General features: G+C 70.4%; 21 protein-coding genes, 1 tRNA gene and 1 pseudogene. 7 read left to right on the top strand and 16 right to left on the bottom strand.

The features are described 5' to 3' along the window. Positions 1 to 109 precede the first annotated feature (109 nt). The 4 genes from DW299_RS13335 to DW299_RS13350 are packed head-to-tail and all read right to left on the bottom strand — an operon-like array spanning position 110 to position 2,585. A complete protein-coding gene (locus tag DW299_RS13335; RefSeq protein ID WP_206252947.1) occupies positions 110 to 451 on the bottom strand; it encodes a TadE family type IV pilus minor pilin in 342 nt (113 codons plus the stop codon). Then, a complete protein-coding gene (locus DW299_RS13340; RefSeq protein ID WP_136032173.1) occupies positions 448 to 645 on the bottom strand; it encodes a DUF4244 domain-containing protein in 198 nt (65 codons plus the stop codon). The genes DW299_RS13335 and DW299_RS13340 overlap by 4 nt, the downstream gene beginning before the upstream one ends. A 39-nt stretch (positions 646 to 684) precedes the next feature. Next, complete coding sequence (locus DW299_RS13345; protein ID WP_136036889.1) at positions 685 to 1,584, bottom strand: type II secretion system F family protein; 900 nt, start codon at positions 1,582 to 1,584, stop codon at positions 685 to 687. Beyond that, complete coding sequence (locus DW299_RS13350; protein ID WP_136032168.1) at positions 1,578 to 2,585, bottom strand: TadA family conjugal transfer-associated ATPase; 1,008 nt, start codon at positions 2,583 to 2,585, stop codon at positions 1,578 to 1,580. The genes DW299_RS13345 and DW299_RS13350 overlap by 7 nt, the downstream gene beginning before the upstream one ends. Before the next feature lie 417 nt (positions 2,586 to 3,002). Here DW299_RS13350 and acs point away from each other — a divergent pair, with 417 nt between their 5' ends. After that, positions 3,003 to 4,970, top strand: coding sequence for an acetate--CoA ligase (gene acs, locus DW299_RS13355; RefSeq protein WP_136032166.1), 1,968 nt, complete (start codon positions 3,003 to 3,005; stop codon positions 4,968 to 4,970). A gap of 53 nt (positions 4,971 to 5,023) precedes the next feature. Here the strand turns inward: acs and DW299_RS13360 are convergent, their stop codons facing one another. Together DW299_RS13360 and sp36 are read right to left on the bottom strand one after the other, a co-directional pair. After that, a complete protein-coding gene (locus tag DW299_RS13360) occupies positions 5,024 to 5,482 on the bottom strand; it encodes a RidA family protein (protein WP_136036890.1) in 459 nt (152 codons plus the stop codon). Beyond that, the gene (gene sp36, locus DW299_RS13365; protein WP_136032162.1) at positions 5,479 to 5,703 is read right to left on the bottom strand and encodes a Sp36 family protein; all 225 of its coding nucleotides are present in this window, start codon (positions 5,701 to 5,703) and stop codon (positions 5,479 to 5,481) included. Before sp36 ends, DW299_RS13360 begins: the two co-directional genes overlap by 4 nt. Positions 5,704 to 5,790: 87 nt before the next feature. Between sp36 and DW299_RS13370 the strand changes: the two genes are divergently transcribed. From DW299_RS13370 to DW299_RS13395, 6 genes are all read left to right on the top strand, one after another. Beyond that, positions 5,791 to 8,364, top strand: coding sequence for a transglycosylase domain-containing protein (locus DW299_RS13370; protein WP_240745412.1), 2,574 nt, complete (start codon positions 5,791 to 5,793; stop codon positions 8,362 to 8,364). Beyond that, positions 8,355 to 9,296: a metallophosphoesterase gene (locus tag DW299_RS13375; protein ID WP_136036891.1), complete on the top strand. Its 942-nt coding sequence runs from the start codon at positions 8,355 to 8,357 to the stop codon at positions 9,294 to 9,296. Before DW299_RS13370 ends, DW299_RS13375 begins: the two co-directional genes overlap by 10 nt. Positions 9,297 to 9,352: 56 nt before the next feature. Beyond that, a tRNA-Pro gene (locus DW299_RS13380) sits at positions 9,353 to 9,429 on the top strand. A 67-nt stretch (positions 9,430 to 9,496) separates the two neighbouring features. Continuing rightward, a complete protein-coding gene (locus tag DW299_RS13385) occupies positions 9,497 to 9,973 on the top strand; it encodes a VanZ family protein (protein ID WP_136032158.1) in 477 nt (158 codons plus the stop codon). Continuing rightward, the gene (locus DW299_RS13390; protein ID WP_136032156.1) at positions 9,970 to 10,737 is read left to right on the top strand and encodes an HAD-IIB family hydrolase; all 768 of its coding nucleotides are present in this window, start codon (positions 9,970 to 9,972) and stop codon (positions 10,735 to 10,737) included. The genes DW299_RS13385 and DW299_RS13390 overlap by 4 nt, the downstream gene beginning before the upstream one ends. A 51-nt stretch (positions 10,738 to 10,788) precedes the next feature. Then, complete coding sequence (locus DW299_RS13395; protein ID WP_136036892.1) at positions 10,789 to 11,631, top strand: DUF1295 domain-containing protein; 843 nt, start codon at positions 10,789 to 10,791, stop codon at positions 11,629 to 11,631. A 20-nt stretch (positions 11,632 to 11,651) separates the two neighbouring features. Here the strand turns inward: DW299_RS13395 and DW299_RS13400 are convergent, their stop codons facing one another. From DW299_RS13400 to DW299_RS19175, 10 genes and pseudogenes are all read right to left on the bottom strand, one after another. Next, a complete protein-coding gene (locus DW299_RS13400; protein ID WP_136036893.1) occupies positions 11,652 to 12,911 on the bottom strand; it encodes an alpha-hydroxy acid oxidase in 1,260 nt (419 codons plus the stop codon). A 10-nt stretch (positions 12,912 to 12,921) separates the two neighbouring features. Then, complete coding sequence (locus tag DW299_RS13405) at positions 12,922 to 13,647, bottom strand: FadR/GntR family transcriptional regulator (RefSeq protein ID WP_136036894.1); 726 nt, start codon at positions 13,645 to 13,647, stop codon at positions 12,922 to 12,924. Positions 13,648 to 13,745: 98 nt separating this feature from the next. Then, a complete protein-coding gene (locus DW299_RS13410) occupies positions 13,746 to 14,399 on the bottom strand; it encodes a thymidine kinase (protein WP_136032149.1) in 654 nt (217 codons plus the stop codon). 9 nt (positions 14,400 to 14,408) lie between these two features. Further along, positions 14,409 to 15,839: a malate dehydrogenase (quinone) gene (mqo, locus tag DW299_RS13415; RefSeq protein ID WP_240745413.1), complete on the bottom strand. Its 1,431-nt coding sequence runs from the start codon at positions 15,837 to 15,839 to the stop codon at positions 14,409 to 14,411. A gap of 153 nt (positions 15,840 to 15,992) precedes the next feature. After that, positions 15,993 to 18,920, bottom strand: coding sequence for a fibrinogen-like YCDxxxxGGGW domain-containing protein (locus tag DW299_RS13420; RefSeq protein WP_136036896.1), 2,928 nt, complete (start codon positions 18,918 to 18,920; stop codon positions 15,993 to 15,995). A 319-nt stretch (positions 18,921 to 19,239) separates the two neighbouring features. Further along, positions 19,240 to 20,310: an aspartate-semialdehyde dehydrogenase gene (locus DW299_RS13425; protein WP_136036897.1), complete on the bottom strand. Its 1,071-nt coding sequence runs from the start codon at positions 20,308 to 20,310 to the stop codon at positions 19,240 to 19,242. A gap of 179 nt (positions 20,311 to 20,489) precedes the next feature. Next, on the bottom strand, positions 20,490 to 21,776 hold the full coding sequence (locus tag DW299_RS13430) for an aspartate kinase (protein ID WP_136032141.1): 1,287 nt from the start codon (positions 21,774 to 21,776) through the stop codon (positions 20,490 to 20,492). A gap of 149 nt (positions 21,777 to 21,925) precedes the next feature. Then, positions 21,926 to 22,855, bottom strand: a complete 930-nt coding sequence (locus DW299_RS13435; protein ID WP_136036898.1) for a DMT family transporter — start codon at positions 22,853 to 22,855, stop codon at positions 21,926 to 21,928. Beyond that, positions 22,852 to 23,445 (bottom strand): recombination mediator RecR, encoded by a 594-nt coding sequence (recR, locus tag DW299_RS13440; RefSeq protein ID WP_136032137.1) that lies wholly within the window; start codon positions 23,443 to 23,445, stop codon positions 22,852 to 22,854. Before recR ends, DW299_RS13435 begins: the two co-directional genes overlap by 4 nt. Further along, a pseudogene (locus DW299_RS19175) lies at positions 23,445 to 23,782 on the bottom strand (DNA polymerase III subunit gamma and tau); the annotation flags it as partial. The pseudogene DW299_RS19175 and the gene recR, both read right to left, overlap by 1 nt.

Genomic DNA, 23,782 nt, shown 5'->3' on the forward strand with positions numbered 1-23,782 from the left:
ATCTCCGCTGCACGCTGCGCGGTCACGGCCGCCCCGCCGACGGCGGCGAGCCCGACGGAGAGCGTCGCGCCGACGACGAGCACGCCGGCGGCCAGCACCGTCCCCGCCATCACCGACCCCCGTCGAGAGCGCAACTCGCGGCGCGTAGCGGGAGGCGCATCAGCGGTCCCACGGTGAGGTCGAGCGTCGCCGTCGCACAGACGAGATCGTCGACGGCGGCGAACGTCACCCTGGCGTCGGGAAGCGCCCGCCGCACCACAGCCGCGGCCGCGGCGTCGCCCTCGCCCCGCCCCAGCAGACGGGCGGCGTCCGCCGTCGCATCTTGGAGCGCGACCTGTCGTGACGATGCGGCGAGCGCCCCGACACCGAGAAGAAGCACGAGCACGACGGCCGGCAGGGCGAGCGCCAGTTCCGCCGCCACCGCGCCGCGCTCGCCCAGCGGCCTGCTCATGACACCGTGAGCGCACGCCGCACGAGATCGGTGAGGATGCCGCGCACCTCGTCCGACCTCATGATGACGACGAGCAGTCCTGCGAACGCGACCGCGGCCATGGTGGTGATGGCGTACTCGGCCGTCGCCGCTCCCGTGTCGTCGCCGAACAGGGCGGCCGCACGACGGCGGTCGAGTCGGGGAATGGTGTTCATATTCTTCCTTCTTCCTCTTTATTGGGTGGTTCGAGCGACTCACGCAGGAATGGACGTGGAGGCGAGCACGCTGAGCATCAGCGGAGCCACCCCCAGCAGGAGGAACGCCGGCAGAGTGCAGACGCCGAGCGGCACGAGGAGTCGCGTCGAGAGCACTGCCGCGCGGAGGCGCCCCTGCACGCGCGCTGCATGTCGGTCCTGCGCCGCGGAGGCACGCAGCAGCTCGACGGCGGGAACGCCCGCCGTCCGGGACAGCTCCAGTACCCGGCGCACGCTCTCCTCCCCTCCCTGGTCCACGACCGCCGCATCTGCCACGAGCCGGAGTGCACGGTCGATCGGGGCACCCCCGCGAAGGGCGACCGCGACGAGCTCGGCGGCGATCCCCGGCGTCCCCGACGCGGGCTGCGCACGGCGGAGCAGCCGTCGCGTCCACATGCGAGCCGCTCCGACCAGCAGCAGCCCGGCGACGGCGCAGGTCGCCCCGGCGGGTGTGCCGAGGAGCACCCCGATCGTGTCGAAGCCGAGGGCGACGCCGAGGAGCAGTCCCGCGAGGGGCATCCACAGCAGCAGTCGCGCCGTTCCGGCGGGCTCGGCCAGCGCGACGCGGACATCGTCGGCGGCGGCGGCCGCGTCGCGCAACGACCCGGCGATCGTGCGGAGGACCTCCGCGAGGGGCGCGCCCACGACGGTGGCGATCTCCCAGGCCGCGGCCAGCTCCCGCCAGCGACCGCCGGCCGCATCGATCGCAGTGACGAGCGGTGTTCCGTCGTCGACGCGCGCGAGGACCGCGATCGCATTCGGGTCGCCCGTCCCGGCGAGATGGCGCCACGCCACGAGCGGCGCTGCACCTGCCTGCAGCAGCACGGCCAGCGTCTGCACGGAGTGCGCCAGGTCGACTTCGTGCGCGGACTGCATCGCGCGACGCCTCCTGTTCACCATGGTCGGACCTCCTCGATGCCCAGCCGATCGCTCTCCAGCACGAGTCGCCCGACGTGGGCGATGCGCCGCGTTCCGTCGGACCCCCGGTGCAGGTGGAGGACGACGGTGAACGCGCTCACGGCCTGACGAGCGAGCGCCACGGGGTCCATTCCGGCAAGCGCGCCGAGCGCCTCGAGCCGCGCGGGCACGTCCGCGACACCGCTCGCGTGCATCGTGCCGGCGCCACCATCGTGGCCGGTGTTGAGGGCGGTGAGGAGTTCCCGTACCTCCTCGCCGCGGCACTCGCCGACCACCAGCCGATCGGGGCGCATGCGCAACGACTCGCGGACGAGCCGGGCGAGTCCGATGCCGCCCGCGCCCTCGAGGTTCGCCTGACGCACCTCGAGGGCGACGTGGTGCGGGTGCCGTGGCCGCAGCTCCGCCACGTCTTCGATCGTCACGATGCGCTCACCCGGCGGTACCGACGACAGCAGCGCCGACAGCAGCGTCGTCTTTCCCGTACCCGTCCCGCCCGTGATCAAGAGGTTCGCCCGTTCCGCGACGAGCTTGTCGAGCCAGACGTGCTGCTGCGCATCGATCGTGCCCAGTGCGGCGAGGGCGTCGAGGTCGGCCGCATGGACCCGCGGGATCCGGATGGACAGCGCCGTGCCGGTCGTGGAGACGGGGGCGAGCACGGCATGCACCCGCACGCCCGATCCGAGGCGCACGTCGACGCACGGCGCCTGGTCGTCGAGGTGCCGGCCGCCGAGCGCGACGAGCGCGACCGCGAGGTCGCGCACCTCCCGCTCGGTCGCTCGCCACGACGGAACGGGCTGCGCGCCGCTGCCGCGGTCGAGGAAGAGTCCGTCCGCCCCGTTGACGAAGACGTCGGTGACGGTGTCGTCCACATGGGGGGCCAGCGGCGCGAATGCGGGTTCCGCGAGGAGCACGGCATGGGGAGGGGCGGTGACCGCATCCCCCGCTGCCGCGTCTTTCGACCGGATGACGAATCGTTCAGGCATGCGGCGAGAGTAGGCACGGCGGGCGAAGCGTGCCGCCGCAGGGCGACTCCGGCATCGGCGTCTGTGCACAAGGCCTCAGCCCGGCTGCCCGTGGAGAACTCGGGGCCGCGGGCCGGCAACGGAGAGGACCCGGGCAGAGGGAGCGCTCCCAAAGAGATGGGCGGCATCTCACGGGGGGAATGAGATGCCGCCCACGGCGCCGCGCGATCGGGGGAATCGGGCGCGCCAAGGCCGGAATGAGATTTCGGCTGTCGTCGAGTGTACGCAAGGCGACCGTCCTGACAAAACCAGCGCCACTACCGACTTTCGGCAGTACTCGAGGGCGTGGCACGCCGATAGATTCGCCCTGACCTGGTCGCGCCTCCCCCCGTGCGACCACGCCTGCATGACCCGTATGCCGCAAAGGAGCGCCTGCCGATGAGCAGCCAGATCGACCACCTTCTCGACGAGACCCGGAGATTCCCGCCATCGGAGGAGTTCGCGGCGCAGTCCGTCGCGTCACAGGAACTGTACGAGCGCGCCGCGGCGGATCGGGAAGGCTTCTGGGCCGAGCAGTCGCGCGATCTCATCCACTGGCACACGCCGTTCACCCAGGTCCTCGACTGGAACAACCCGCCCTTCGCCAAGTGGTTCGACGACGGCGAGCTCAACGTCGCCTACAACTGCCTGGACCGTCATGTCGAGGCCGGCAACGGCGACCGCGTCGCCCTGCACTGGGAGGGCGAGCCCGGCGACAGTCGTCGCATCACGTACGCCGAGCTGACCGAGGAGGTCAAGCGCGTCGCGAACGTGCTGGAGGGACTCGGCGTCGGTCATGGCGATCGCGTCGCCATCTACCTGCCGATGATCCCCGAGGCGATCGCCGCGATGCTCGCGGTCGCACGTGTTGGCGCCATCCACTCCGTCGTGTTCGGCGGATTCAGTGCCGACAGCCTCCGCTCCCGCATCGACGACGCCGGAGCCAAGCTCGTCATCACGGCCGACGGCGGCTACCGCAAGGGCCGCGTCTCGGCGCTCAAGCCCGCCGTGGACCAGGCTCTGGCCGACCGCGGCGACGGCGAGCAGCAGACCGTCGAGCACGTCCTCGTCGTTCGTCGTGGCGAGAACGAGGTGGACTGGACGGACGGGCGCGACATCTGGTGGCACGACGTCGTCCCGGCGGCCTCCGCCGAGCACACGGCTCAGGCCTTCCCCGCCGAGAACCCGCTCTTCATCCTCTACACCTCCGGCACCACGGGGAAGCCGAAGGGCATCCTGCACACCTCCGGTGGCTACCTCACGCAGGCCGCGTACTCCCACAAGTACGTGTTCGACCTCAAGCCCGAGACCGACGTGTACTGGTGCACCGCCGACATCGGGTGGATCACGGGCCACAGCTATGTGACGTACGGCCCGCTGGCCAACGGTGCCACCCAGGTGCTGTACGAAGGCACGCCCGACACGCCGCACCCCGGACGCTGGTGGGAGATCATCGAGAAGTACAAGGTCTCCATCTTCTACACGGCCCCGACGGCGATCCGGTCGTTCATGAAGGTCGGCCGCAGCGTCCCGCAGAAGTTCGACCTGTCGTCGCTGCGAGTGCTCGGATCGGTCGGCGAACCCATCAACCCCGAGGCGTGGATGTGGTACCGCGAGGTCATCGGCGCGGGCAAGACCCCGATCGTCGACACGTGGTGGCAGACCGAGACGGGCGCCATCATGGTGTCGGCGCTCCCCGGCGTCACCGCCACGAAGCCCGGCTCCGCGCAGGTCCCCCTCCCCGGGATCACCCTCGACGTGGTGGACGAGCAGGGCGTCGAGGTCGGCAACGGCAACGGCGGACTGCTCGTGATCACCGAGCCGTGGCCGAGCATGCTGCGCGGCATCTGGGGCGACCCGGAACGCTTCCGCGAGACGTACTGGGAGAAGTTCGAGAAGCAGGGCTACTACTTCGCGGGTGACGGTGCACGGCTGGACGAGGACGGCGACCTCTGGCTGCTCGGCCGTGTCGACGACGTCATGAACGTGTCGGGCCACCGGCTGTCGACGGCGGAGATCGAGTCCTCGCTCGTGGCGCACGAGGCCACCGCGGAGGCCGCGGTGGTCGGGGCGTCCGACGAGACCACGGGTCAGGCGGTGGTGGCGTTCGTCATCATCAAGGAGAGCTATCTCGCCGCCCACGACCCGGCGGGACTCGCGCAGCAGCTCCGGCTCTGGGTCGGCGAACAGATCGGTGCCATCGCGCGCCCTCGAGACGTGTACATCGTCGGGGAGCTGCCCAAGACCCGCTCGGGCAAGATCATGCGGCGTCTGCTGCGCGATGTGGCCGAGGGCCGCGAGGTCGGCGACACGACGACCCTGGCCGACACCGCGGTCATGAGCATCATCTCCGCGCAGGTGAAGTAGCCCGCAGACGACGAACGCCCCCTCCCGTCGGAGGGGGCGTTCGCGTGTCGGGGTCAGGCGAGGCGGAACGTCACCTCGACCTCGACCGGGCTGCCGAGCGGGAGCTCGGCGACGCCGACGGCCGCGCGCGCGTGACGGCCCTCGTCACCGAAGATCTCACCGAGCACCTCGCTCGCGCCGTTGATGACGCCGGGCTGGCCGGTGAAGCCCTCGGCTGAACCGACGAAGCCGCCCACCCGCACGACACCGGCGATGCGGTCGACCCCGCCCGCGACGTCGGCGGCCGCGGCCAGCGCGTTGAGGGCACACGTCCGCGCGAAGGCCTTGGCGTCCTCCGCGGAGACCTCGGCGCCGACCTTGCCCACCGCGGGCAGGGCGCCGTCGACGAACGGGAGCTGGCCGGATGTGTAGATGAGCCCGCCGTGGGCGACCGCCGGGACATAGGCGGCGACGGGAGCGGCGACGGCGGGGAGCTCGATGCCGAGCTCGGCGAGGCGCGTGGAGACGCTCATGCCTGACCCCCCTCGAACTGACGCGCGGCTTCGGCGGCGGCGGCGAGGCCCGCGTTCGCGGAGCCGTCGGTGGTCACCGGGCGCTTGAAGTACGCCACGAGGCCGCCTTCCGGTCCCTGCACCACCTGGACGAGCTCCCAGCCCTGCTTGCCCCAGTTGTTGAGGATCGCGGCGGTGTTGTGGATCAGCAGCGGCGTGGTCAGGTACTCCCACGTGGTCATGGCTCTCCTGTCGATCGGGACGCGAACAGGCCGAGCGGGCGTGTTCGTCAGAGGGTGTATTCAGGGAACTCCCCTACGATCAAGCGTATGCCCCACAAGAATCGCACGGTGAAGGGCGTGCTCGGCGGTCTCGTCGGGCTCGTCGGACTGAGCGCCGTCGCCGGTCTGCTCGTCACCGCCAGCGTCACCCCCGTCCTCGCGATGACGGGAGTCGCCGGCACCACGGCACTGACGCTCTTCGACAAGCTCCCCGAGAACCTCAGCCCCGGCACGCCGATGGAGCAGTCGACGATCTACGCCACCCAGCCCGACGGCACGCCGGTCGCCCTCGCGTCGTTCTATGAGCAGAACCGCGTCCCCGTCACGTACGAGCAGATCAGCCCGGTGCTCTACGACGCGATCCTCTCCAGCGAGGACAAGAGCTTCTACAGCCACGGCGGAGTGAATCTGGGCGCCACCATGAAGGCGCTGATCGACAACGTCCGCGGCACATCCAGCCGCGGCGCCTCGACCATCAGCCAGCAGTTCGTGAAGAACGTGCTGATCCAGCAGTGCGAGCAGGACGTGGACACCACGTCGGACACGTACTCCGAGGAGCTCCAGCAGTGCTGGCTGGACGCGACGAACGCGGTCGGCAGCAAGGGCATCGAGCGCAAGCTGCAGGAGATGCGCTACGCGATCCAGATCGAGAAGGACTTCTCGAAGAACGACATCCTGCTGGGCTACCTGAACATCGCGAACTTCGGTGGCACGGTCTACGGCATCGAGGCCGCCGCCCGGTACTACTTCTCCACGACGGCGATGAACCTGACGGTCGCGCAGGCCGCGACGCTCGCCGGCATCGTGCAGAACCCCAACACGTACCGGATCGACAAGCCGGTGGAGGGCACGTACACCGACGATGCGCAGGTCGGACACAACAACGCCGCCGACGGCTACGCGGACACCCTCAAGCGCCGCGACTACGTGCTCTACCGCATGCTCGACGACGGCAAGATCACCCAGGCCCAGTACGACGAGGCGAAGGCCTCCCCGATCGTTCCTGCGATCAACCCGCCGACGCAGGGCTGTGCGGCTGCCGGCACGAACGCCTACTTCTGCCAGTACGTGCGCTCGATCGTCCTGAACGACGAGGCGTTCGGCGCCACGCCGCAGGAGCGGCGCGACCTGCTGCGCCGCGGCGGTCTGAAGATCTTCACGTCGCTGGACTACCGCATCCAGAACCCGGCGGCGCAGGAGATGGCCGACATCGTCCCGGCCAACTACGACGGCATGCACTTCGGTGCCGCGGGTGTGTCCATCGAGGTGGGCACCGGCCGGATCCTCTCGATGACCCAGAACACGATGTTCACCGAGACCCCGACCACCGATCCCGCCTACACCTCTCTCGTGTTCGCGGGCGACCGCAAGCACGGAGACTCCAACGGCTTCCAGGTGGGCTCGACCTACAAGCTGTTCACGCTGATCGACTGGCTCGAGAAGGGTCATTCGGTGCGCGAGACCCTGAACGGCCGCGTGCAGACCAACATGAAGTTCACCGCGGCCTCGTGCGGTGGGGGCACCATGATCGCGAACACCAAGGAGATCGGCAACTTCGGCGGCGGCGGCGGCTCGACCGACACCGTGCTGAACTTCACGAAGAACTCGCTCAACAGCGGGTACTTCGCGATGGCCTCCAAGCTCGACCTCTGCGACATCAACAAGGTGGCCGACCGCCTGGGCGTCACGCTGGCCAACGGCGGCAAGACCACCGATGAGAACGTGCCGTACGACGTGCTCGGCGCGAAGAACATCTCGCCCATCGCGATGGCCAACGCCTACGCCACGGTCGCGAGCGGCGGCACCTACTGCACGCCGCGGGCGATCGACCGCGTGATCGGTCCGGACGGCAAGGACCGTGAGCTGCCCGCGTCGTCGTGCACTCCCGGCGTGATCTCTCCCGAGGTCGCAGCCACGGCCGCCTACGCGCTGCAGACCGTCATGGGCGGCGGCGGCACCGGCTCGCGGGCGAACCCGGGCGACGGCACCCCGCTGATCGGCAAGACCGGAACGCACAACACGTGGTCGACCATGATGATCGAGTCGAGCACGAAGGTCGCGACAGCCGTGTGGGCGGGACGCTGGCAGGGCCAGGAGAACATCTACCGGAAGAGCTACGGTCGCTGGAACCTCAACGACATGCGCTACCCGCTGGCCCGCGCCGCGCAGGCGGCTGCGAACGAGGCCTACGGCGGCGACCGTTTCCCCCAGCCGGACAACAACCTGATCCGTCAGGAGCTCAAGGCCGTTCCGAGCGTGGTCGGCATGTCGCAGGATCAGGCGCGCTCGACCCTCGAGAACGCGGGCTTCCAGGTGGCGATCGGCGGAGAGGTGGACAGCGACCTCGCGGCCGGCCTCGTCGCGGCACAGGACCCGACGGGCGAGGCTGCGACGGCTGCCACCGTGACCCTCTCGATCAGCAACGGCCGTGGCGCCGTGGTGCCGTCGAACATCGTCGGGATGTCGCGAGACCAGGCGGACGCCGCACTCAAGGCGGCTCGAGTCGCGTCCTACGAGTTCGACAATTCGTGCAACCCGCCGGGGTCTGCGGTCGCGGTGACCAATCCGGCACCGGGCACTCCTGTCAACAGCAGCACCACCGTGGTCGTGACGTGCCAGTAGGTTCGTCGCGCTCGGCTCATCCGGCCCTCATCGCGCTCGGCGCGGTGGGGGCCGTGGGCGCCGCCGCCGCGGTGTGGGGCGTGGGCATCGAACGTTACCTCTTCACCGTGCGCGAGGTGTCCGCCTCGGCGTTCGCCCCCGGCACCCCTCCCCTGCGCATCCTGCACGTGTCCGATGCGCACATGGCCCCGTGGCAGCACCGCAAGCAGGACTGGCTCGCGTCGCTCGCGCAGCTGCGGCCCGACCTGATCGTGAACACCGGCGACAACCTGGGGCATGAGCGCGGGCTCGAGGGGATCCGCCGCGCGTTCGCCCCGTTCGCGGGCATCCCCGGGGTCTTCGTGCACGGCTCGAACGACGTGAACGGCCCCGCGCCGCGCAATCCGCTGCGCTACTTCTCCGGCCCCTCGCGGCGCCACCGCGAGCCGACCGTGCTCGACACGGGGTCGATGGACCGCTTCTTCACGGACGAGCTCGGCTGGACCGACCTCAACAATCGCGCGGCGCGACTGACCCTGCGTGGCACCACCGTCGACCTGTTCGGCGTGGACGACGCACACCGCGACTGGGACCGCCTCGACGCGCTCCCCTCGGCCATCGAGGGCCTGGGCCCGCGCGAGCCCGGAACGGCGGTGCTGGGCGTCACGCACGCGCCGTATCAGCGCGTGCTCAACGGTTTCGTCGACCTCGGCGCCGACGCCATCCTCGGCGGTCACACGCACGGTGGGCAGGTCTGCCTCCCCGGCTACGGCGCGCTCGTGGCGAACTGCGACATCCCGCTGAAGCAGGCCAAGGGACTCAGCACCTGGACGCACGACGGCCGCAGCGTCCCGCTGAACGTGAGCGCCGGCTGCGGGCACTCGATCTACGCGCCCGTGCGTTTCGCGTGCCGCCCGGAGGCGACGCTGCTCACGCTGATCCCCCACGCGTGATCACCGCCCCGATTGGGCGCTCAGGGGATTTCCCTGTAGACTCGGAGGGTTGCAAACGGGGTGTGGCGCAGCTTGGTAGCGCGCTTCGTTCGGGACGAAGAGGTCGCAGGTTCAAATCCTGTCACCCCGACCAGTGACACCGGAAGGCCGCCCCCACGGGCGGCCTTCTCTGTATCGGAGAGCGTGCGAAAGGGGACCGCATGGGGACGCTCCTGCCTCCGCCGCGTCGCGCCACCCGCATCTGGGCGCTCGCCCTCGGCGTCCCGTTCCTCGCGGGGCTCGCCCTGCTCACGCTCACGCCGTCCCGGGTCGAGCATGCGGTCCCGAATCTGCTCGACGTGATCGTGTCGCTCACCCACCGGCTCGGCTGGACCGCACTGACGTTCACGCGGCTGGAGGTCCTGTCGAACATCGCGGTCTTCGTGCCCCTCGGCGTCCTCGCGTTCCTGCTCCTCCCCCGCCGTGTGTGGCCGCTGTCGCTGCTGGTCGGACCGGCACTTTCTCTCGCGATCGAGACCGCGCAGCACCTCGCCCTGCCCCACCGCGATGCGACGATGAACGACGTGCTGGCCAACTCCACCGGGGCCACCCTGGGCGTGGCCCTCGCCCTCCTGTGCACGCTGCTCGCAGCTCCACGCTCTTCACGGCTGCGACCTCCTAGGCTGGAGGCATCATGACCTCGCCCGCACTCGTCGCCTTCGACCTCGATGACACCCTCGCCCCCTCCAAGGGCCCGATCGACCCGCGGATCTCCGGCCTCCTGCGCGAGCTTCTCCGCAGCGTCGACGTCGCCATCATCTCCGGGGGCAACGAGCCGCAGTTCCGCACGCAGGTGATCGCCCAGCTCGCCGATGCCGACGCCGCAGCTCTCGCCCGGCTGCACCTGCTGCCGACCTGCGGCACCCGCTACCTGCGCCACGACGGCGCCGACTTCGCGCCGGTGTACGCGCACGACCTGAGCGACGACGAGAAGGCGTCTGCTCTCACGGCGCTCCGCGAGGAGGCGGAGCGGCTCGGCCTGTGGGAGACCGACCCCTGGGGCGACATCCTGGAGGACCGCGGCTCGCAGATCACGTTCTCCGCGCTCGGGCAGCGGGCTCCGCGGGAGGCCAAGCACGCGTGGGATCCGTCCGGCAGCAAGCGCGCGGCCCTGCGCGACGCGGTCGCCGCTCGACTCCCCGGGCTCGAGGTGCGCTCGGGGGGCTCCACCTCGATCGACATCACGCGCGCCGGGATCGACAAGGCGTTCGGCATGAGGCAGCTCTCCGCGCACACGGGCATCCCGTTGGACGCGATGCTGTTCTACGGCGACCGGCTCGACGAGGGCGGCAACGACTACCCGGTCCTCGCGATCGGGGTCCCGTCGATCGCCGTCGAGGGCTGGGAGGACACCGCCACCCGCCTCGAAGCCCTGCTGCCCACCCTCACGTCGCGCGTCTGAGGCGGCGGCCGGTGCCGGACGCCCGGCCTGGCTTGGCTCTAGCATGGCGTCATGGATGCCCTGCAGATCGTCGTCCTCGTCGCAGCGCTGGCCAGCCTCGTGTGCTGGATCCTGTCGCTGATCACCCGTGACACGTCGTGGGTCGACCGCGCGTGGTCGATCGTCCCCGTCGTCTATGTCTGGATCTTCGTGGCCGGCGCCTTCACCGCCGACGCCGGATCAGCGCGCATCGTGCTGATGGGGATCCTGGTGACGGCCTGGGGCGCGCGGCTCACGTTCAACTTCGCCCGCAAAGGCGGGTACACCGGCATGGAGGACTACCGCTGGGCGATCCTGCGGAAGCGGATGCGCCCGTGGCAGTTCCAGGTGTTCAATCTGCTGTTCATCATCGGGTACCAGATGACCCTGCTCGTGTTGATCACCCTTCCGGCATGGCTGGCCGCCCAGCACCCCACCGCGTTGACCGGGTGGGACGCGTTGTTCACGATCGCGTTCCTCGGGTTCCTGATCGGCGAGACGGTCGCCGACCAGCAGCAGTGGAACTTCCACCAGCGCAAGAAGCAGGCTGGCGGTGACCTCGCGCCCGGCTTCGCGACGACCGGGCTGTTCCGCTACAGCCGACACCCCAACTTCTTCTTCGAACAGGCGCAGTGGTGGGCGTTCTACGCGCTGGGCGCGACCGCGGCCGCCACCGCGGGGGCCGGGGTGCTCGGGGGCGTGCTGAACCCCACGATCGTCGGCGCCGCGCTCCTGACGGTGCTGTTCCTCGGCTCGACGATCTTCACGGAGTCGATCACCGCGTCGAAGTACCCCGCATACGCCGACTACCGGCAGACCACGTCGATGCTCGTGCCGTGGCCACCGCGGCGCCGCGCCGTGGCCCCGCAGTCGTAGCGGAACCCGGCACGGCGACGTCAGCGGACGACGGCCTCCGCGGCGTCGCGCGCGACAGGCACCAGACGCGTCAGCTGCGTGACGTGGGCCGGCTCGAGCTCCGCCAGCGACGCGACGCCGAGGAGACGCATGGTCCGCTCGATCTCACTGCGCAGGATCGCGATCGTCCGGTCGACGCCCTGGCGGCCGCCCGCCATCAGGCCGTAGAGGTACGCGCGGCCGATCAGCGTGAAGTCCGCCCCGAGCGCGACCGAGGCCACAATGTCGGCGCCGTTCATGATGCCGGTGTCGATCATGACGGTGAAGTCGTCGCCCACGGCCCGGCGCACCTGGGGCAGCAGGTGGAACGGGATGGGCGCGCGGTCGAGCTGACGACCGCCGTGGTTCGACAGCACGATGCCGTCGACACCGGCGTCGCGCAGTCGCACGGAGTCCTCGACGTTCTGCACGCCCTTGATCACGATGCGACCGGGCCAGATGTCACGGATCACCGCGAGATCGTCATAGCTGATCGTGGGGTCCATCGCGGCGTCGAGCAGCTCGCCGACCGTGCCGCCGGTGGAGCTCAGCGACGCGAACTCCAGCTTGGGCGTGGTCAGGAAGTCGAACCACCACCAGGGTCGCGGGATCGCGTTGACGATCGTGCCGAGCGTGAGCTGCGGCGGGATGCTGAAGCCGTTGCGCTTGTCGCGCAGCCGGGCACCGGCGACCGGGGTGTCCACCGTGAACTGCAGCGTGTCGAAGCCCGCGGCGGCGGCACGGCGTGCCAGCTCGTACGAGATCTCGCGGTCGCGCATGACGTAGAGCTGGAACCAGTTGCGCCCGTGCGGGTTCGCGGCCTTGACCCCCTCGATCGAGGTCGTGCCGAGCGTGGACAGCGTGAACGGGATGCCCGCCGCGGCCGCAGCGCCGGCACCGGCGACCTCCCCCTCGGTCTGCATGAGCCGCGTGAACCCGGTTGGAGCGATCCCGAACGGCAGCGCGGACGGCCCGCCGAGGATCTCGACCGTCGTGTCGACATCCGGCGCGGGCTTGAGGATGCCGGGGTGGAACTCCACGTCCTGGAACGCCTGGCGGGCGCGGCTCAGCGACAGCTCGCCCTCCGCCGCGCCATCGGTGTAGTCGAACGCCGCCTTGGGCGTGCGACGCTTCGCGATCGTACGGAGGTCGTCGATCGTGAGAGCCGCGTCGAGCCGGCGCTTGCGGCCGTCGAGCTCGGGCTTCTTGAACTTCATGAGCTCCAACAGCTCGGCGGGGTTGGGGAGCTGGCGCTGGACCATGGCGTGCCTCTCAGTCGTGGGGGTGGATGTCGCGGGTGAGCCCCGCGGACGTGTAGTAGCCGGTGATGTGGGCGCGGACCAGCGCGCGGGCCGCCTCCGCATCGCCCGCGTCGATCGCGGCGACGAGGGCGTGGTGTTCGGCGCGCAGCCGTGTCGCCATCGTGTCCCAGTCGGGGATCGCGGCGGCTCCGGCGCGCACATACGACTCGATCGACGACCGCAGCCCCGCCATCATCGCGGCGATGACCGTGTTGCCACTGCCCTCGGCGAGCGACAGGTGCAGCTGGGCGTCTAGGGCGAGGAACTCGGACGGGGTCAAGCCCGCGGCGTCCATCGCGTGCAGCAGCTCGTGGGCCTTCGCGGTGTCGCCGCCGCCTCCGGACGCCAGGGCCGCGACGACCGCGTCCTCCAGCACCAGGCGGGTGCGCACCACATCGTCGAGCGGGAAGCCCTGCGCCGCGACCTGCAGCCGCAGCAGCGCGGACATGCCCCCGGTCGGCGTCGCGATCACGATCGCTCCCGCCTGCGGGCCCGATCCGGTCGCGGTGCGGATGAGGCCGAGCACCTCGAGCACGCGGAAGGCTTCGCGCACGCTGGAGCGTCCGACACCCAGGTCGCTCGCCAGGTCGCGCTCCGACGGCAGCCGGTCGCCGGGGCCGAGGCGTCCGTCGAGGAGGTCGCGCTCGATGTGCTCGAGCACGAGTCGCCATGCTCGCGCCGGCTGCTCCTCCGCCATCCCGCCTCCTGTGGTCTGACCACAGCGTACCCCGTGTGGTCAGACCACGCAAAGCCGCCCGCCTCGCGAGGAGACGGGCGGCAGCGAGAGCGATCAGGTCACCCCAGGCGCCCGCCCGACTCCTCCAGGTAGCAGGTGCCGCACAGCGACTCGTAGGTGGTGAGCTCGGGCGACGCGGAGCCGTCCGCGCCCTCGTCGATCGCGACCTGATCTCCGTCGAACACGAAGCGTCCGCCGACGACGCGGCCGTTGAACACCGCCTTGCGCCCGCAGCGGCAGATGGTCTTGAGCTCCTCCAGCGAGTGCGCGATCGCCAGCAGCCGCGCGGAGCCGGGGAACGCGTGGGTGAGGAAGTCGTTGCGGATGCCGTAGGCCATCACGGGGATGCCGTCTTCCACCGCGACCCGGAACAGGTCGTCGATCTGGGAGGCCGTGAGGAACTGCGCCTCGTCTACCAGCAGGCACGCCACGTCGATCGGGGCCGTCGGCAGCAGCTCCTCCTCGGTCGAGCGCCGCATGCGCGTACGATGCTCCGCGAACAGCGCCCGCGCGTCGTCCTCCGGCCCGATCAGGAAGTCCACCTGCCGCGTGACGCCGAGGCGGCTCTCGATCTCCGCCGCGCCCTTGGTGTCGATAGCGGGCTTGGCGAGCAGCACGTGCTGGCCCCGCTCCTCATAGTTGTAGGCAGCCTGCAGCAGGGCGGTCGACTTGCCCGAGTTCATCGCGCCGTAGCGGAAGTAGAGCTTCGCCACGGTCCGGTCTCAGGCGTTGATGCCGAGGGCGGCGGCGGTCGCCGCCGTGGACTCCTCCGCGAGCGCCGGATCGGCGTTGAGCTTCTGGCCGAAGGTCGGGATCAGCTCGCGCAGCCGCGGCTCCCACGCGGGGAACTCGCCCGGGAAGCACTTCTTGAGCAGATCGAGCATGATCGGCACGGCCGTGGAAGCCCCCGGAGAGGCGCCGAGCAGCCCCGCGATCGAGCCGTCGCCGGCGGCGACCACCTCGGTACCGAACTGCAGCACGCCGCCCTTCTTCGCATCCTTCTTCATGACCTGCGCGCGCTGACCGGCGTTGATGAGCGTCCAGTCCTCGTCCTTCGCGGTGGGCATGAACGTGCGCAGGCTGTCGACCTTCTTGCGGTGGTTCTTCATCAGCTCGCTGATCAGGTAGGTGATCAGATCGGGGTTCGCGAACGCCACCCGCAGCATCGGCCACAGGTTGTGCGCGCGCACCTGCGTCACGATGTCGAGCATGGAGCCGTTCTTGAGGAACTTCGGGCTGAAGGTCGCGAACGGGCCGAACATCAGCGACGCCTCGCCGTCGACCACGCGGGTGTCGAGGTGCGGCACCGACATCGGCGGCGCACCGACGGACGCCTGCGAGTACACCTTCGCCTTGTGCTGAGCGACGATCTTCGGGTTCGTGGTCTTGAGGAACTGCCCACCGATCGGGAAGACGCCGTAGCCCTTGATCTCCGGGATGCCCGACCGCTGGAGCAGCTTGAGCGCCCAGCCGCCCGCCCCGACGAACACGAACTTCGCCTTGATCTGGTTGGGCGTGCGCCCCACCGTGGTGCGGTAGTTGAGGAGCCAGGTGCCGTCCTTCTGGCGCTTGAGAGACTTCACCTCGTGGTTCGTGCGCACCGAGACGCCGGACTCGCGGAGGTGATCGAACAGCTGGTGCGTCAGGGCACCGAAGTCGACGTCGGTGCCCGCGGGCACCCGGGTGGCGGCGAAGGGCTCGCCCTTGCGTCGCTTCTGCATCAGCAGCGGCGCCCAGGTGTTGATGACGCGGGAGTCCTCGCTGTACTCGATGCCCGCGAACAGCGGCTGCTCCTTGAGCACCTCGTAGCGGTTCCTGAGGTACGCCACGTCTTTCTCGCCGCGCACGAACGTCATGTGCGGGGTCGCGTTGATGAACGTCGACGGCGCGTCCAGCACACCCTTCTCGACGAGCGACGACCAGAACTGCCGGCTCTGCTGGAACTGCTCGTTGATCGACACGGCCTTCGCGGGGTCGAGCGGAGCATCGCCCTGCTGCGGCATGTAGTTGAGCTCGCAGAGCGCGGCGTGCCCGGTGCCCGCGTTGTTCCAGGGATTGGAGCTCTCCTGCGCCACGTCGGACAGCCGCTCGAAGGCGACGATCTTCCACTCCGGCTGCAGCTCGTGCAGCAGAGTACCCAGGGTGGCGCTCATGATGCCACCACCGATCAGCACGACATCGACGTTTTCAGTCACCCGACCAGTCTAGGGCGTGGCTCGGGGCCGATCGTCCGCCGGGCGACCCCGCTCGGGCACGCCGGAGCCCGCTCCCCCGTGCGGCGGGAGCGGGCTCGGCGTCGTCCGTTCTCAGTTGCGCGGAGCGGTGTACGTCAGGTCGAAGCTCATGGTGGCACTGCCCGGATTGTTCTCGTGCACCTCCGCCGACATGACGTTGACGCCCGGCCGGAGCAGCGACACCGGCACCGTGAAGGACGCGCGACTGGCCGCCGCCTTGCCGGGCGCCACCGAGGACGACGCGAACGTCGTCTGGCGGAGGGTCGCATCGGCCGGAAGATTCGACCGCCCGATCTCCACGCCGTTGAGGTAGACGGCCACCCCGTCATCCGCGATCACCGACACGGTTCCGTCGTGCAGACCCGTCAGGTCGTCGACCGTGAAGGCGGTCCGGAAATGCGCGCTCTGCGGTTTGACCGCGAGGTCGTCCGGGTCGATGTCCGTCGCCGCACCGGCGACCCCACGCGCCAGCACCGCGGGGCCCGTGTGCCAGGCGGACGCGTCGAACTCCACCGTGTTCCAGTCCGCGGGGAGCGGATCGGCGGAGTACCGCCACGACCACGTCGCACCGTCGGCGATGAACGTGTCCGTCGACGGCTGCCCGGGCTGCACGGCTGCGTCCGGGGTGACGGCCTCGTCGGGCGCGACCGGAGCGGGAGCGGGGGCCGGAGCAGCGGCGTCGGCAGCCGCGGCGACACCCGCCGTGGTCGCGGAGCGGTTGCCCGCCGCATCCCGCGCCCGGACGTAGTACGTCGCAGCCTCCGACGACGCCGGCGCCGTGTAGCTCGCCGCCGTCGTCGACGCGATCACGCGGTTGCCGCGCAGCACCTCGTAGGTGACCGAGCTCGAATCCGAGATGCGGTTCCACGTCAACGTCGTCGCCCCGCCGGCCGGGGTGACCGTGAGGCCCGTCGGCACAGCGGGGGCGACGGAGTCCCTCGGAGCGAACCGCACGAAACCACCGGACCATTGCCGGGAACCACCCGCACGGACCGAGCGGGTGATGTCGCCACCCGCCCACAGCACACCCGTGCTGTCGAAGAACGAGGCCCAGGCGCCGTGCCCCTCTCGCGCCTGAAGATCGGGCGCGAACTCGTACACGTGTCGACCCGTCACCGCGTCCCAGACGCCGATCAACGACATATCGTCGATCTCCGAGGCAGTCGTCGGCGTCTCCGGGTTCGTGTAGGCGTCTTCATACACCCAATCACCGCAGTGACACCCGGCGGCGATGAGGGTCGAGTCCGCGTTCTGGGCGATCGTCTGGAAGTCGCCGCCCTTCAGCGTGACGTTTCCACTGATCAGGCGGAAGTCGGTGCGGTCGTAGGAGAACAGGGAGTGCTGGGATCCGCCGAGCCACAGTCGACCGCCCGTCTCGGTCACCGCGTTCTGATAGACCCACCCCGTGGGGTTCCCCGCGGCGTCGTACATCGGCCTGCTGAACGTCGGCGTCCAGTGCGGCGTGACACCGGCGGCACCCGCCGTGGTCTGCAGGGCCGCAGCGCTGGTGGTCGTGATCGCCCCCTGCATCGTGAAGTAGCCGGCGAAGTACGCACGATCGCCGGCCGCCGACGCGTCCACGGACATGCTCGTGCCATTGAGGTTGGCATTCCAGGCCGTGTCCGGCCGTCCGGTCGTGAGGTCGATCCGGCCCCCGTCCCACGCGCTCGCGCTGACGGTCGACGAGGCCGCCCGAAGGTGGGTGAACGAACCGGCGACATACAGGTAGTCCCCCTGCACGTCGAAGTCCCGCACGTACGGCACCGCCCCCGCCGCCCGATGCTCGGCGACGACCTGCGGACCGGACAGCTGCCCGGTCGCCGGGTCGAGGAAGGCGATCGCGGCCTGCGGAACGCCGTTCACCGTCGAGAACTGGCCGCCGATGGCGACCCGCCCGTCGGGAAGACCGGCGATCGCCTTCACCTGCCCGTTCAGGACGGGCCGGAACGACGAGACCCACGCGCCCGTGCCGAGGGCGAACGCGGCGAGGTAGGGCTGCGCCACCTGACCGGCGCCCGCCTCCGACTGCTGGACCGTGGCGAAGTTCCCGCCGACGAACACGTTGCCGCCCGCCTCGCCGAAGGACGCCACCTCGGTGTTCGCCTCCCCGGACAGCCCGTTGGCGAGCCCGGCGACACCCCACGTCGTGGTCATGGCGTTGCTGTTGGGAATCGCGGACTGCGTGATGGCCGGAGCACCCTGGGACCCGATCGTGCCGTAGTCGAGGTCTCTGGTCATGAGCTTCGGCTGAAGGAACACCTGGGCGAAGGGGCGCGCCTTGCCCCTCGTGCCCGCCGGAGCCCACAGGTACGACGAAGGGTCCTCGTTCCCCGACACCTGCGCCCCGAACGACCAGCCGTTGCGGAAGCGGTACGGCAGATCGCCCTCCTCGAAGCGGACGCGCTTGGTGCCGGTGTCGACGCCGAACACGGCCGACGTCCCGCCGCTGCCGGTGGTCTTCGACCGCTCCCCCGGGTTCTTGAAGGAGAACGACGTGAGGACGTGCCCGCCGCCCATCGTCCACACCCAGCGGTCGCGGTTGGCGAAGGAGAAGCGCACCTCCTGCCACGCCGAACCCGCCGTGTCGAGCGCGCGACGGACACGCACGCCCTCCTGCAGCGCGTCGACGCGACCGCCGTCGAGCAACCCGTCGATCGTCTTCGACGACAGCTGCGCGGGCGCGAACGCCGCAGTGCCCGCCGGGGTGTCGCGGACCTGCTCGGGTGTTCCCACACCGTTGTAGCCCTCCTTCCACCCCTCGCGGCCGCGGCCGATGAGCACCCATCCGCCTCCGCCGGTGGTCTGATCGCAATAGAACTGCTGTGGCGCCACGAGCCGCGGAGTCACCAGCCAGTACACGCCGTCCGGCGCGGTCGGATCGTTCTGCTTGACCTCCCAGCACGACGCTGCGGCCGTCTCCTGCGTCAGGCCATCGGGAGCCGCCGCCGCAGACGCCGGCGCACCCCCGACCACCAGCGAGCCCGCGATGGTCGCCGTCACCGCGGCCGCCGTCGCCAGGGCACGACGGAATCGTGCCCCCCGTGATCTCCGATCGAGACCCATTCGTCCTACCCCCAGAATCCACGCCCCTCCGCGCGCACGCGCCCGGCGCCTGCGCCCCCGCGGAGGGACGACCAGGAGCCGCCCCGATCGGGACGGCCCGGCTAGGAGGTCTCCGTCGGGACCCGCGGATGCGCGGAGCGGCGACCTCGGCCGGCTAACACGTTACCTGCCGAGCGGTTCGATCCTTGAGCATGCCGATATGCGATGACGGTCAGGTCCCGCTGTCCCCGTGGGCGGGACGGTCCCGCGCCCCGGGTCAGCGCACGGGGGCCAGGCGCTCCGCGAGCACCTCGGCGATCTGCACCGCGTTCAGCGCGGCTCCCTTGCGGAGGTTGTCGTTGCTGAGGAACAGCACGAGCCCCTTGCCCTCCGGCGCGGACTGGTCGGCGCGGATGCGACCGACGAAACTCGGGTCCTTACCCGCGGCCTGCAGGGGCGTCGGCACCTCATCGAGCACGACCCCGGGGGCCGCGCTCAGGACCTCGCGCGCGCGCTCGGGCGTGATGTCCCGCGCGAACTCGACGTTGATCGAGAGGGAGTGACCCGTGAACACCGGCACCCGCACGCACGTCCCCGCCACGCGCAGACCCGGGAGCTCGAGGATCTTGCGGCTCTCGTTGCGGAGCTTCTTCTCCTCGTCGGTCTCGTTGTCACCGTCGTCGACGAGGTTGCCCGCGAACGGGATGACGTCGAACGCGATCGGTGCCACGTACTTCTCAGGCTCCGGGAAGTCGACGGCAGAACCGTCGTGCACCAGCTCCAGGGTGTTGCCCTGAGCCAGCACGCCCTCGACCTGGCCCAGCAGCTCCTGGGCGCCGGCGAGACCGGAGCCGGAGACCGCCTGATACGTCGAGACGATGAGCCGTTCGAGCCCGGCCTCGGCGTCGAGCGCCTTGAGCACCGGCATGGCCGCCATCGTGGTGCAGTTCGGGTTGGCGATGATGCCCTTCGGACGGGCGTCGATCGCGTGCGGGTTGACCTCGCTCACCACGAGCGGGACCTCGGGGTCCATCCGCCACGCGCTCGAGTTGTCGACCACGACCGCGCCCGCCTCGGCGAACCGCGGCGCGTAGGCACGGCTCGCGGTCGCGCCGGCGGAGAACAGGGCGATGTCGATGCCCGCGGGGTCCGCCGTCTCCACGTCTTCCACGATCACGGTCGCGCCGCCGAACTCGATCGCGGTGCCCGCGGATCGCGACGACGAGAACAGGCGCAGCTCGCGGATCGGGAACGACCGCTCCGCGAGAATCTCGCGCATCACGGTGCCCACCTGGCCGGTGGCGCCGACGATGGCGACGGAGAGTCCTGAATCGGAGATGCGGGTCATGAGGTTCCTTGGCTTCGTGCGGTACGGCGTACGAGGCTTCGGGCGCGGCGACGGGATGCGGAGGCCACGCCTGGCGCCGGTGTCAGGGTTTCGGCGAGTCTACCGTGCCGACAGCGGCCGACCGCCCGCGTGACGGCGCCGTGACGACGTCGGCAGGATCCGGACGGCCGATGGCAGGATCAGCGACCGGTGCCCGCGTGGACCGTCGCCTCGGCCTCGCCGTCGAGCCCGTAGGCGGTGTGCACGGTGCGGGCCGCCTCGGCCAGGTCGTCGGCGCGCAGGACCACCGAGATGCGGATCTCCGACGTGGAGATCATCTCGATGTTGATGCCGCCCTCCGACAGCGCCTCGAACAGCGTCGCCGACACACCCGAGTGCGTGCGCATGCCCGCACCGACGACCGAGAGCTTGCCGATCTGGTCGTCGTGCACCAGGTTCAGGAAGCCGACCTCGGCCTGCTCACCCGCAAGGGCCTTCAGGGCTGCGGTGGCATCGGCCTTCGGCACCGTGAACGAGATGTCGGTGCGTCCGGTGGACGCGGCCGACACGTTCTGCACGATCATGTCGACGTTCGCGCCCGACTTCGCGACGATCTTGAAGATGTCGGCGGCCTTGCCAGGAACGTCGGGCACGCCCGCGACCGTGATCTTGGCCTGGCTGAAGTCCGTGGCGACTCCGGCGACGATGGGCTCTTCCATGGCTGCTCCCTCGGCTTCGCGAGGGTTCTTCATGCCCTCGCCCAGAACGTACGTGCCCTCGGCCGACGAGAAGGTCGACCGGGCGTGGATCAGGACGCCGTGACGGCGTGCGTACTCGACCGCGCGGATGTAGAGCACCTTCGCACCGTTCGCCGCGAGCTCGAGCATCTCCTCGCTCGACACGTGGTCGAGCTTCTGCGCCCTCGGGATCACCCGCGGGTCCGCGGTGAAGATGCCGTCGACGTCGCTGTAGATCTCGCAGACGTCGGCGTCGAGCGCTGCCGCCAGGGCCACGGCCGTGGTGTCGGAGCCGCCACGGCCGAGGGTGGTGATATCGCGGGTGTCGCGGTTGAAGCCCTGGAACCCGGCGACGATCACGATCGCGCCCTCGTCGAGCGCCTCACGGAGCCGCACCGGCGTGACGTCGACGATGCGCGCGGCGCCGTGCTGCGAGTCCGTGATCATCCCGGCCTGGCTGCCCGTGAAGGACCGCGCCTCGAAGCCCATCGAGTGGATCGCCATCGCCAGCAGCGCCATCGAGATGCGCTCACCGCTGGACAGCAGCATGTCGAGCTCGCGCGGTGCCGGGATCGGCGCCACCTCGTTGGCGAGGTCGAGCAGCTCGTCGGTCGTGTCGCCCATCGCGCTGACCGCGACCACCACGTCGTGGCCCGCACGACGGGTGTCGACGATGCGCTTGGCGACGCGCTTGATGCTCTCTGCGTTCGCGACGGACGAGCCGCCGTACTTCTGCACGATGAGGGCCACGTTCACTCCCGGGGATGACGGGCGGATCCGCCCACGCTCATTCTACGGATCGCGCACATGCCCGACCGCGCATGTGACGGACACGGAGGCTCCGCCGAGTACACGGCTCTGGGGAGCCGCGAGGGCGACGGGCTCAGAGGGCGAGGGGCTCAGAGGGCGACGGGCGGGGCCGGGGTGGAGGACGGCGGGGGCACGGGGCGCAGCCGCCCGCCGGTCGCGGCGAACCAGCAGCCGACGATGATCAGCGGGAAGCCGATCAGCAGTCCCGGTGTGAGGGGCTCGGACAGGACGATCGCCCCGAGGACGATCGCGACCACCGGGTTCACGTACGTGAACAGCGGGGCGCGCACCGGGCCCACCTCGCGGATGAGAGCGAAGAACGCCAGGAACGCCAGCGCCGTGCAGATCACGGCCAGGGCGAGCAGCGCCCCGAGCGACGGCAGAGTCGGCACCTCGTGCTGCGTGAGGAGACCGATCGGCAGATAGACGAGGCCGATCATCAGCAGGGACAGCGTGATGGTGCCCAGCGACGGCACGTCGGCCAGCTTGCGCGCCACGATGAAGGGCGCGATCGCGTAGAGCACCGCGACCAGCAGGACCTCGCCCGCCGCCAGCAGACTCACGTCGCCGCCGAACAGACCGGGGCCGGCCACCACGATCGCGACACCGACGAAGCCCACGAGCAGACCGATGCCACGGGCCGGGCGCAGCACGCCGCGGTCGCCGCCTCCGAGCGCGATCAACGCCGCGAACAGCGGGACCGTCGCCACCAGAAGGCCCGTCATCCCCGACGGCAGCGTCATCTCCGCGTGGCCCAGGAGCACAAACGGCCCGGCCATCTCGATCGCGCCGAAGGCGAGCACCCACGGCCAGTGGCGGAGCGCCGCACGCAGGGCTCCGCTGCGCAGCGCGAACGGCAGCAGCAGCAGCGCCGCGATCAGCGTGCGGCCCGCGACGATCGCCGGCGGGGAGATCGACTCCACCGCGATGCTGATGAACAGATACGGCACGCCCCACAGCAGGGCCATGACTCCGAAGAGCAGCCAGCCCCGGCGCGTGAAGCCGGAGTGCGGGGTCACAGCACGCGCCGCCCCTCGAAGGCACGACCGAGCGTGACCTCGTCGGCGTACTCGAGGTCGCCGCCCACGGGCAGCCCCGACGCCAGGCGCGACACCGTGATCTGCATCGTGGTGAGCAGCCGGCTCAGATAGCTCGCGGTCGCCTCGCCCTCCAGGTTGGGGTTCGTGGCGATGATGACCTCCTGCACCGTGCCGTCGGCGAGGCGCGTCATCAACTGTGCGATGCGCAGATCGTCCGGTCCGATGCCCGCGATCGGGCTGATGGCGCCGCCGAGCACGTGGTACAGGCCACGGAACTCACGCGTGCGCTCGATCGCCGCCACGTCTTTCGCATCCTCGACCACGCAGATGAGCGCCTGATTGCGACGGGGATCACGGCAGATCGCGCACCGCTCCTGCTCCGCGACGTTGCCGCAGATCTCGCAGAAGCGCACGCGCACGCGGATCTCGGTGAGCAGCTCGGCCAGCCGTGCCACGTCGAACGTGGGCGTCTGCAGGATGTGGAACGCGATGCGCTGCGCGGACTTGGGCCCGATGCCGGGAAGCCGGCCGAACTCGTCGATCAGCTCTTGGACGATGCCGTCGTACATCAGGAGAACCTCGTGGGGGGCTCGTAGGGCTCTTCGCGAAGGAACGTCGCTCCGAGCACCTGGCGGATCACGGCCTCACCGTAGCGCTGCACGCCCCCGGCGGCGGGGGTGCGCTCGACCACGACGGGCGGGGTGGCGACCGACGGAGCGGCGGCCCTGGACGGCTGCGCGGTGGGGCGCGCCGCTGGTGGGGCGGACGGGGATCGCGGCTCGTACGCCGGCCCGTACGACGGGTCGTAGGGCGGCTCGTCGTCGAAGGCGGGCGCCTCGTCGTCTCCGGGCAGCGGCGGCTCGTCGCGGTCCACGGCACCGTCGGCCGGTGGAGCGGGCGCGGACG

It is taken from the genome of Microbacterium sp. K35 (assembly GCF_004794375.1).
Lineage (GTDB): Bacteria > Actinomycetota > Actinomycetes > Actinomycetales > Microbacteriaceae > Microbacterium > Microbacterium sufflavum.

What these genes read in the sequence shown, in the direction of transcription:
- DW299_RS13400 (WP_136036893.1), bottom strand. Translation starts at nt 12,911, where the DNA reads ATGGTCCAGCGCCAGCTCCCCAACCCCGCCGAGCTGTTGGAGCTCATG.
- DW299_RS13390 (WP_136032156.1), top strand. Translation starts at nt 9,970, where the DNA reads ATGACCTCGCCCGCACTCGTCGCCTTCGACCTCGATGACACCCTCGCC.
- DW299_RS13335 (WP_206252947.1), bottom strand. Translation starts at nt 451, where the DNA reads ATGAGCAGGCCGCTGGGCGAGCGCGGCGCGGTGGCGGCGGAACTGGCG.
- DW299_RS13370 (WP_240745412.1), top strand. Translation starts at nt 5,791, where the DNA reads ATGCCCCACAAGAATCGCACGGTGAAGGGCGTGCTCGGCGGTCTCGTC.
- DW299_RS13405 (WP_136036894.1), bottom strand. Translation starts at nt 13,647, where the DNA reads ATGGCGGAGGAGCAGCCGGCGCGAGCATGGCGACTCGTGCTCGAGCAC.
- mqo (WP_240745413.1), bottom strand. Translation starts at nt 15,839, where the DNA reads ATGAGCGCCACCCTGGGTACTCTGCTGCACGAGCTGCAGCCGGAGTGG.
- DW299_RS13360 (WP_136036890.1), bottom strand. Translation starts at nt 5,482, where the DNA reads ATGAGCGTCTCCACGCGCCTCGCCGAGCTCGGCATCGAGCTCCCCGCC.
- acs (WP_136032166.1), top strand. Translation starts at nt 3,003, where the DNA reads ATGAGCAGCCAGATCGACCACCTTCTCGACGAGACCCGGAGATTCCCG.
- sp36 (WP_136032162.1), bottom strand. Translation starts at nt 5,703, where the DNA reads ATGACCACGTGGGAGTACCTGACCACGCCGCTGCTGATCCACAACACC.
- DW299_RS13345 (WP_136036889.1), bottom strand. Translation starts at nt 1,584, where the DNA reads ATGGTGAACAGGAGGCGTCGCGCGATGCAGTCCGCGCACGAAGTCGAC.
- DW299_RS13350 (WP_136032168.1), bottom strand. Translation starts at nt 2,585, where the DNA reads ATGCCTGAACGATTCGTCATCCGGTCGAAAGACGCGGCAGCGGGGGAT.
- DW299_RS13425 (WP_136036897.1), bottom strand. Translation starts at nt 20,310, where the DNA reads ATGACCCGCATCTCCGATTCAGGACTCTCCGTCGCCATCGTCGGCGCC.
- recR (WP_136032137.1), bottom strand. Translation starts at nt 23,445, where the DNA reads ATGTACGACGGCATCGTCCAAGAGCTGATCGACGAGTTCGGCCGGCTT.
- DW299_RS13385 (WP_136032158.1), top strand. Translation starts at nt 9,497, where the DNA reads ATGGGGACGCTCCTGCCTCCGCCGCGTCGCGCCACCCGCATCTGGGCG.
- DW299_RS13340 (WP_136032173.1), bottom strand. Translation starts at nt 645, where the DNA reads ATGAACACCATTCCCCGACTCGACCGCCGTCGTGCGGCCGCCCTGTTC.
- DW299_RS13395 (WP_136036892.1), top strand. Translation starts at nt 10,789, where the DNA reads ATGGATGCCCTGCAGATCGTCGTCCTCGTCGCAGCGCTGGCCAGCCTC.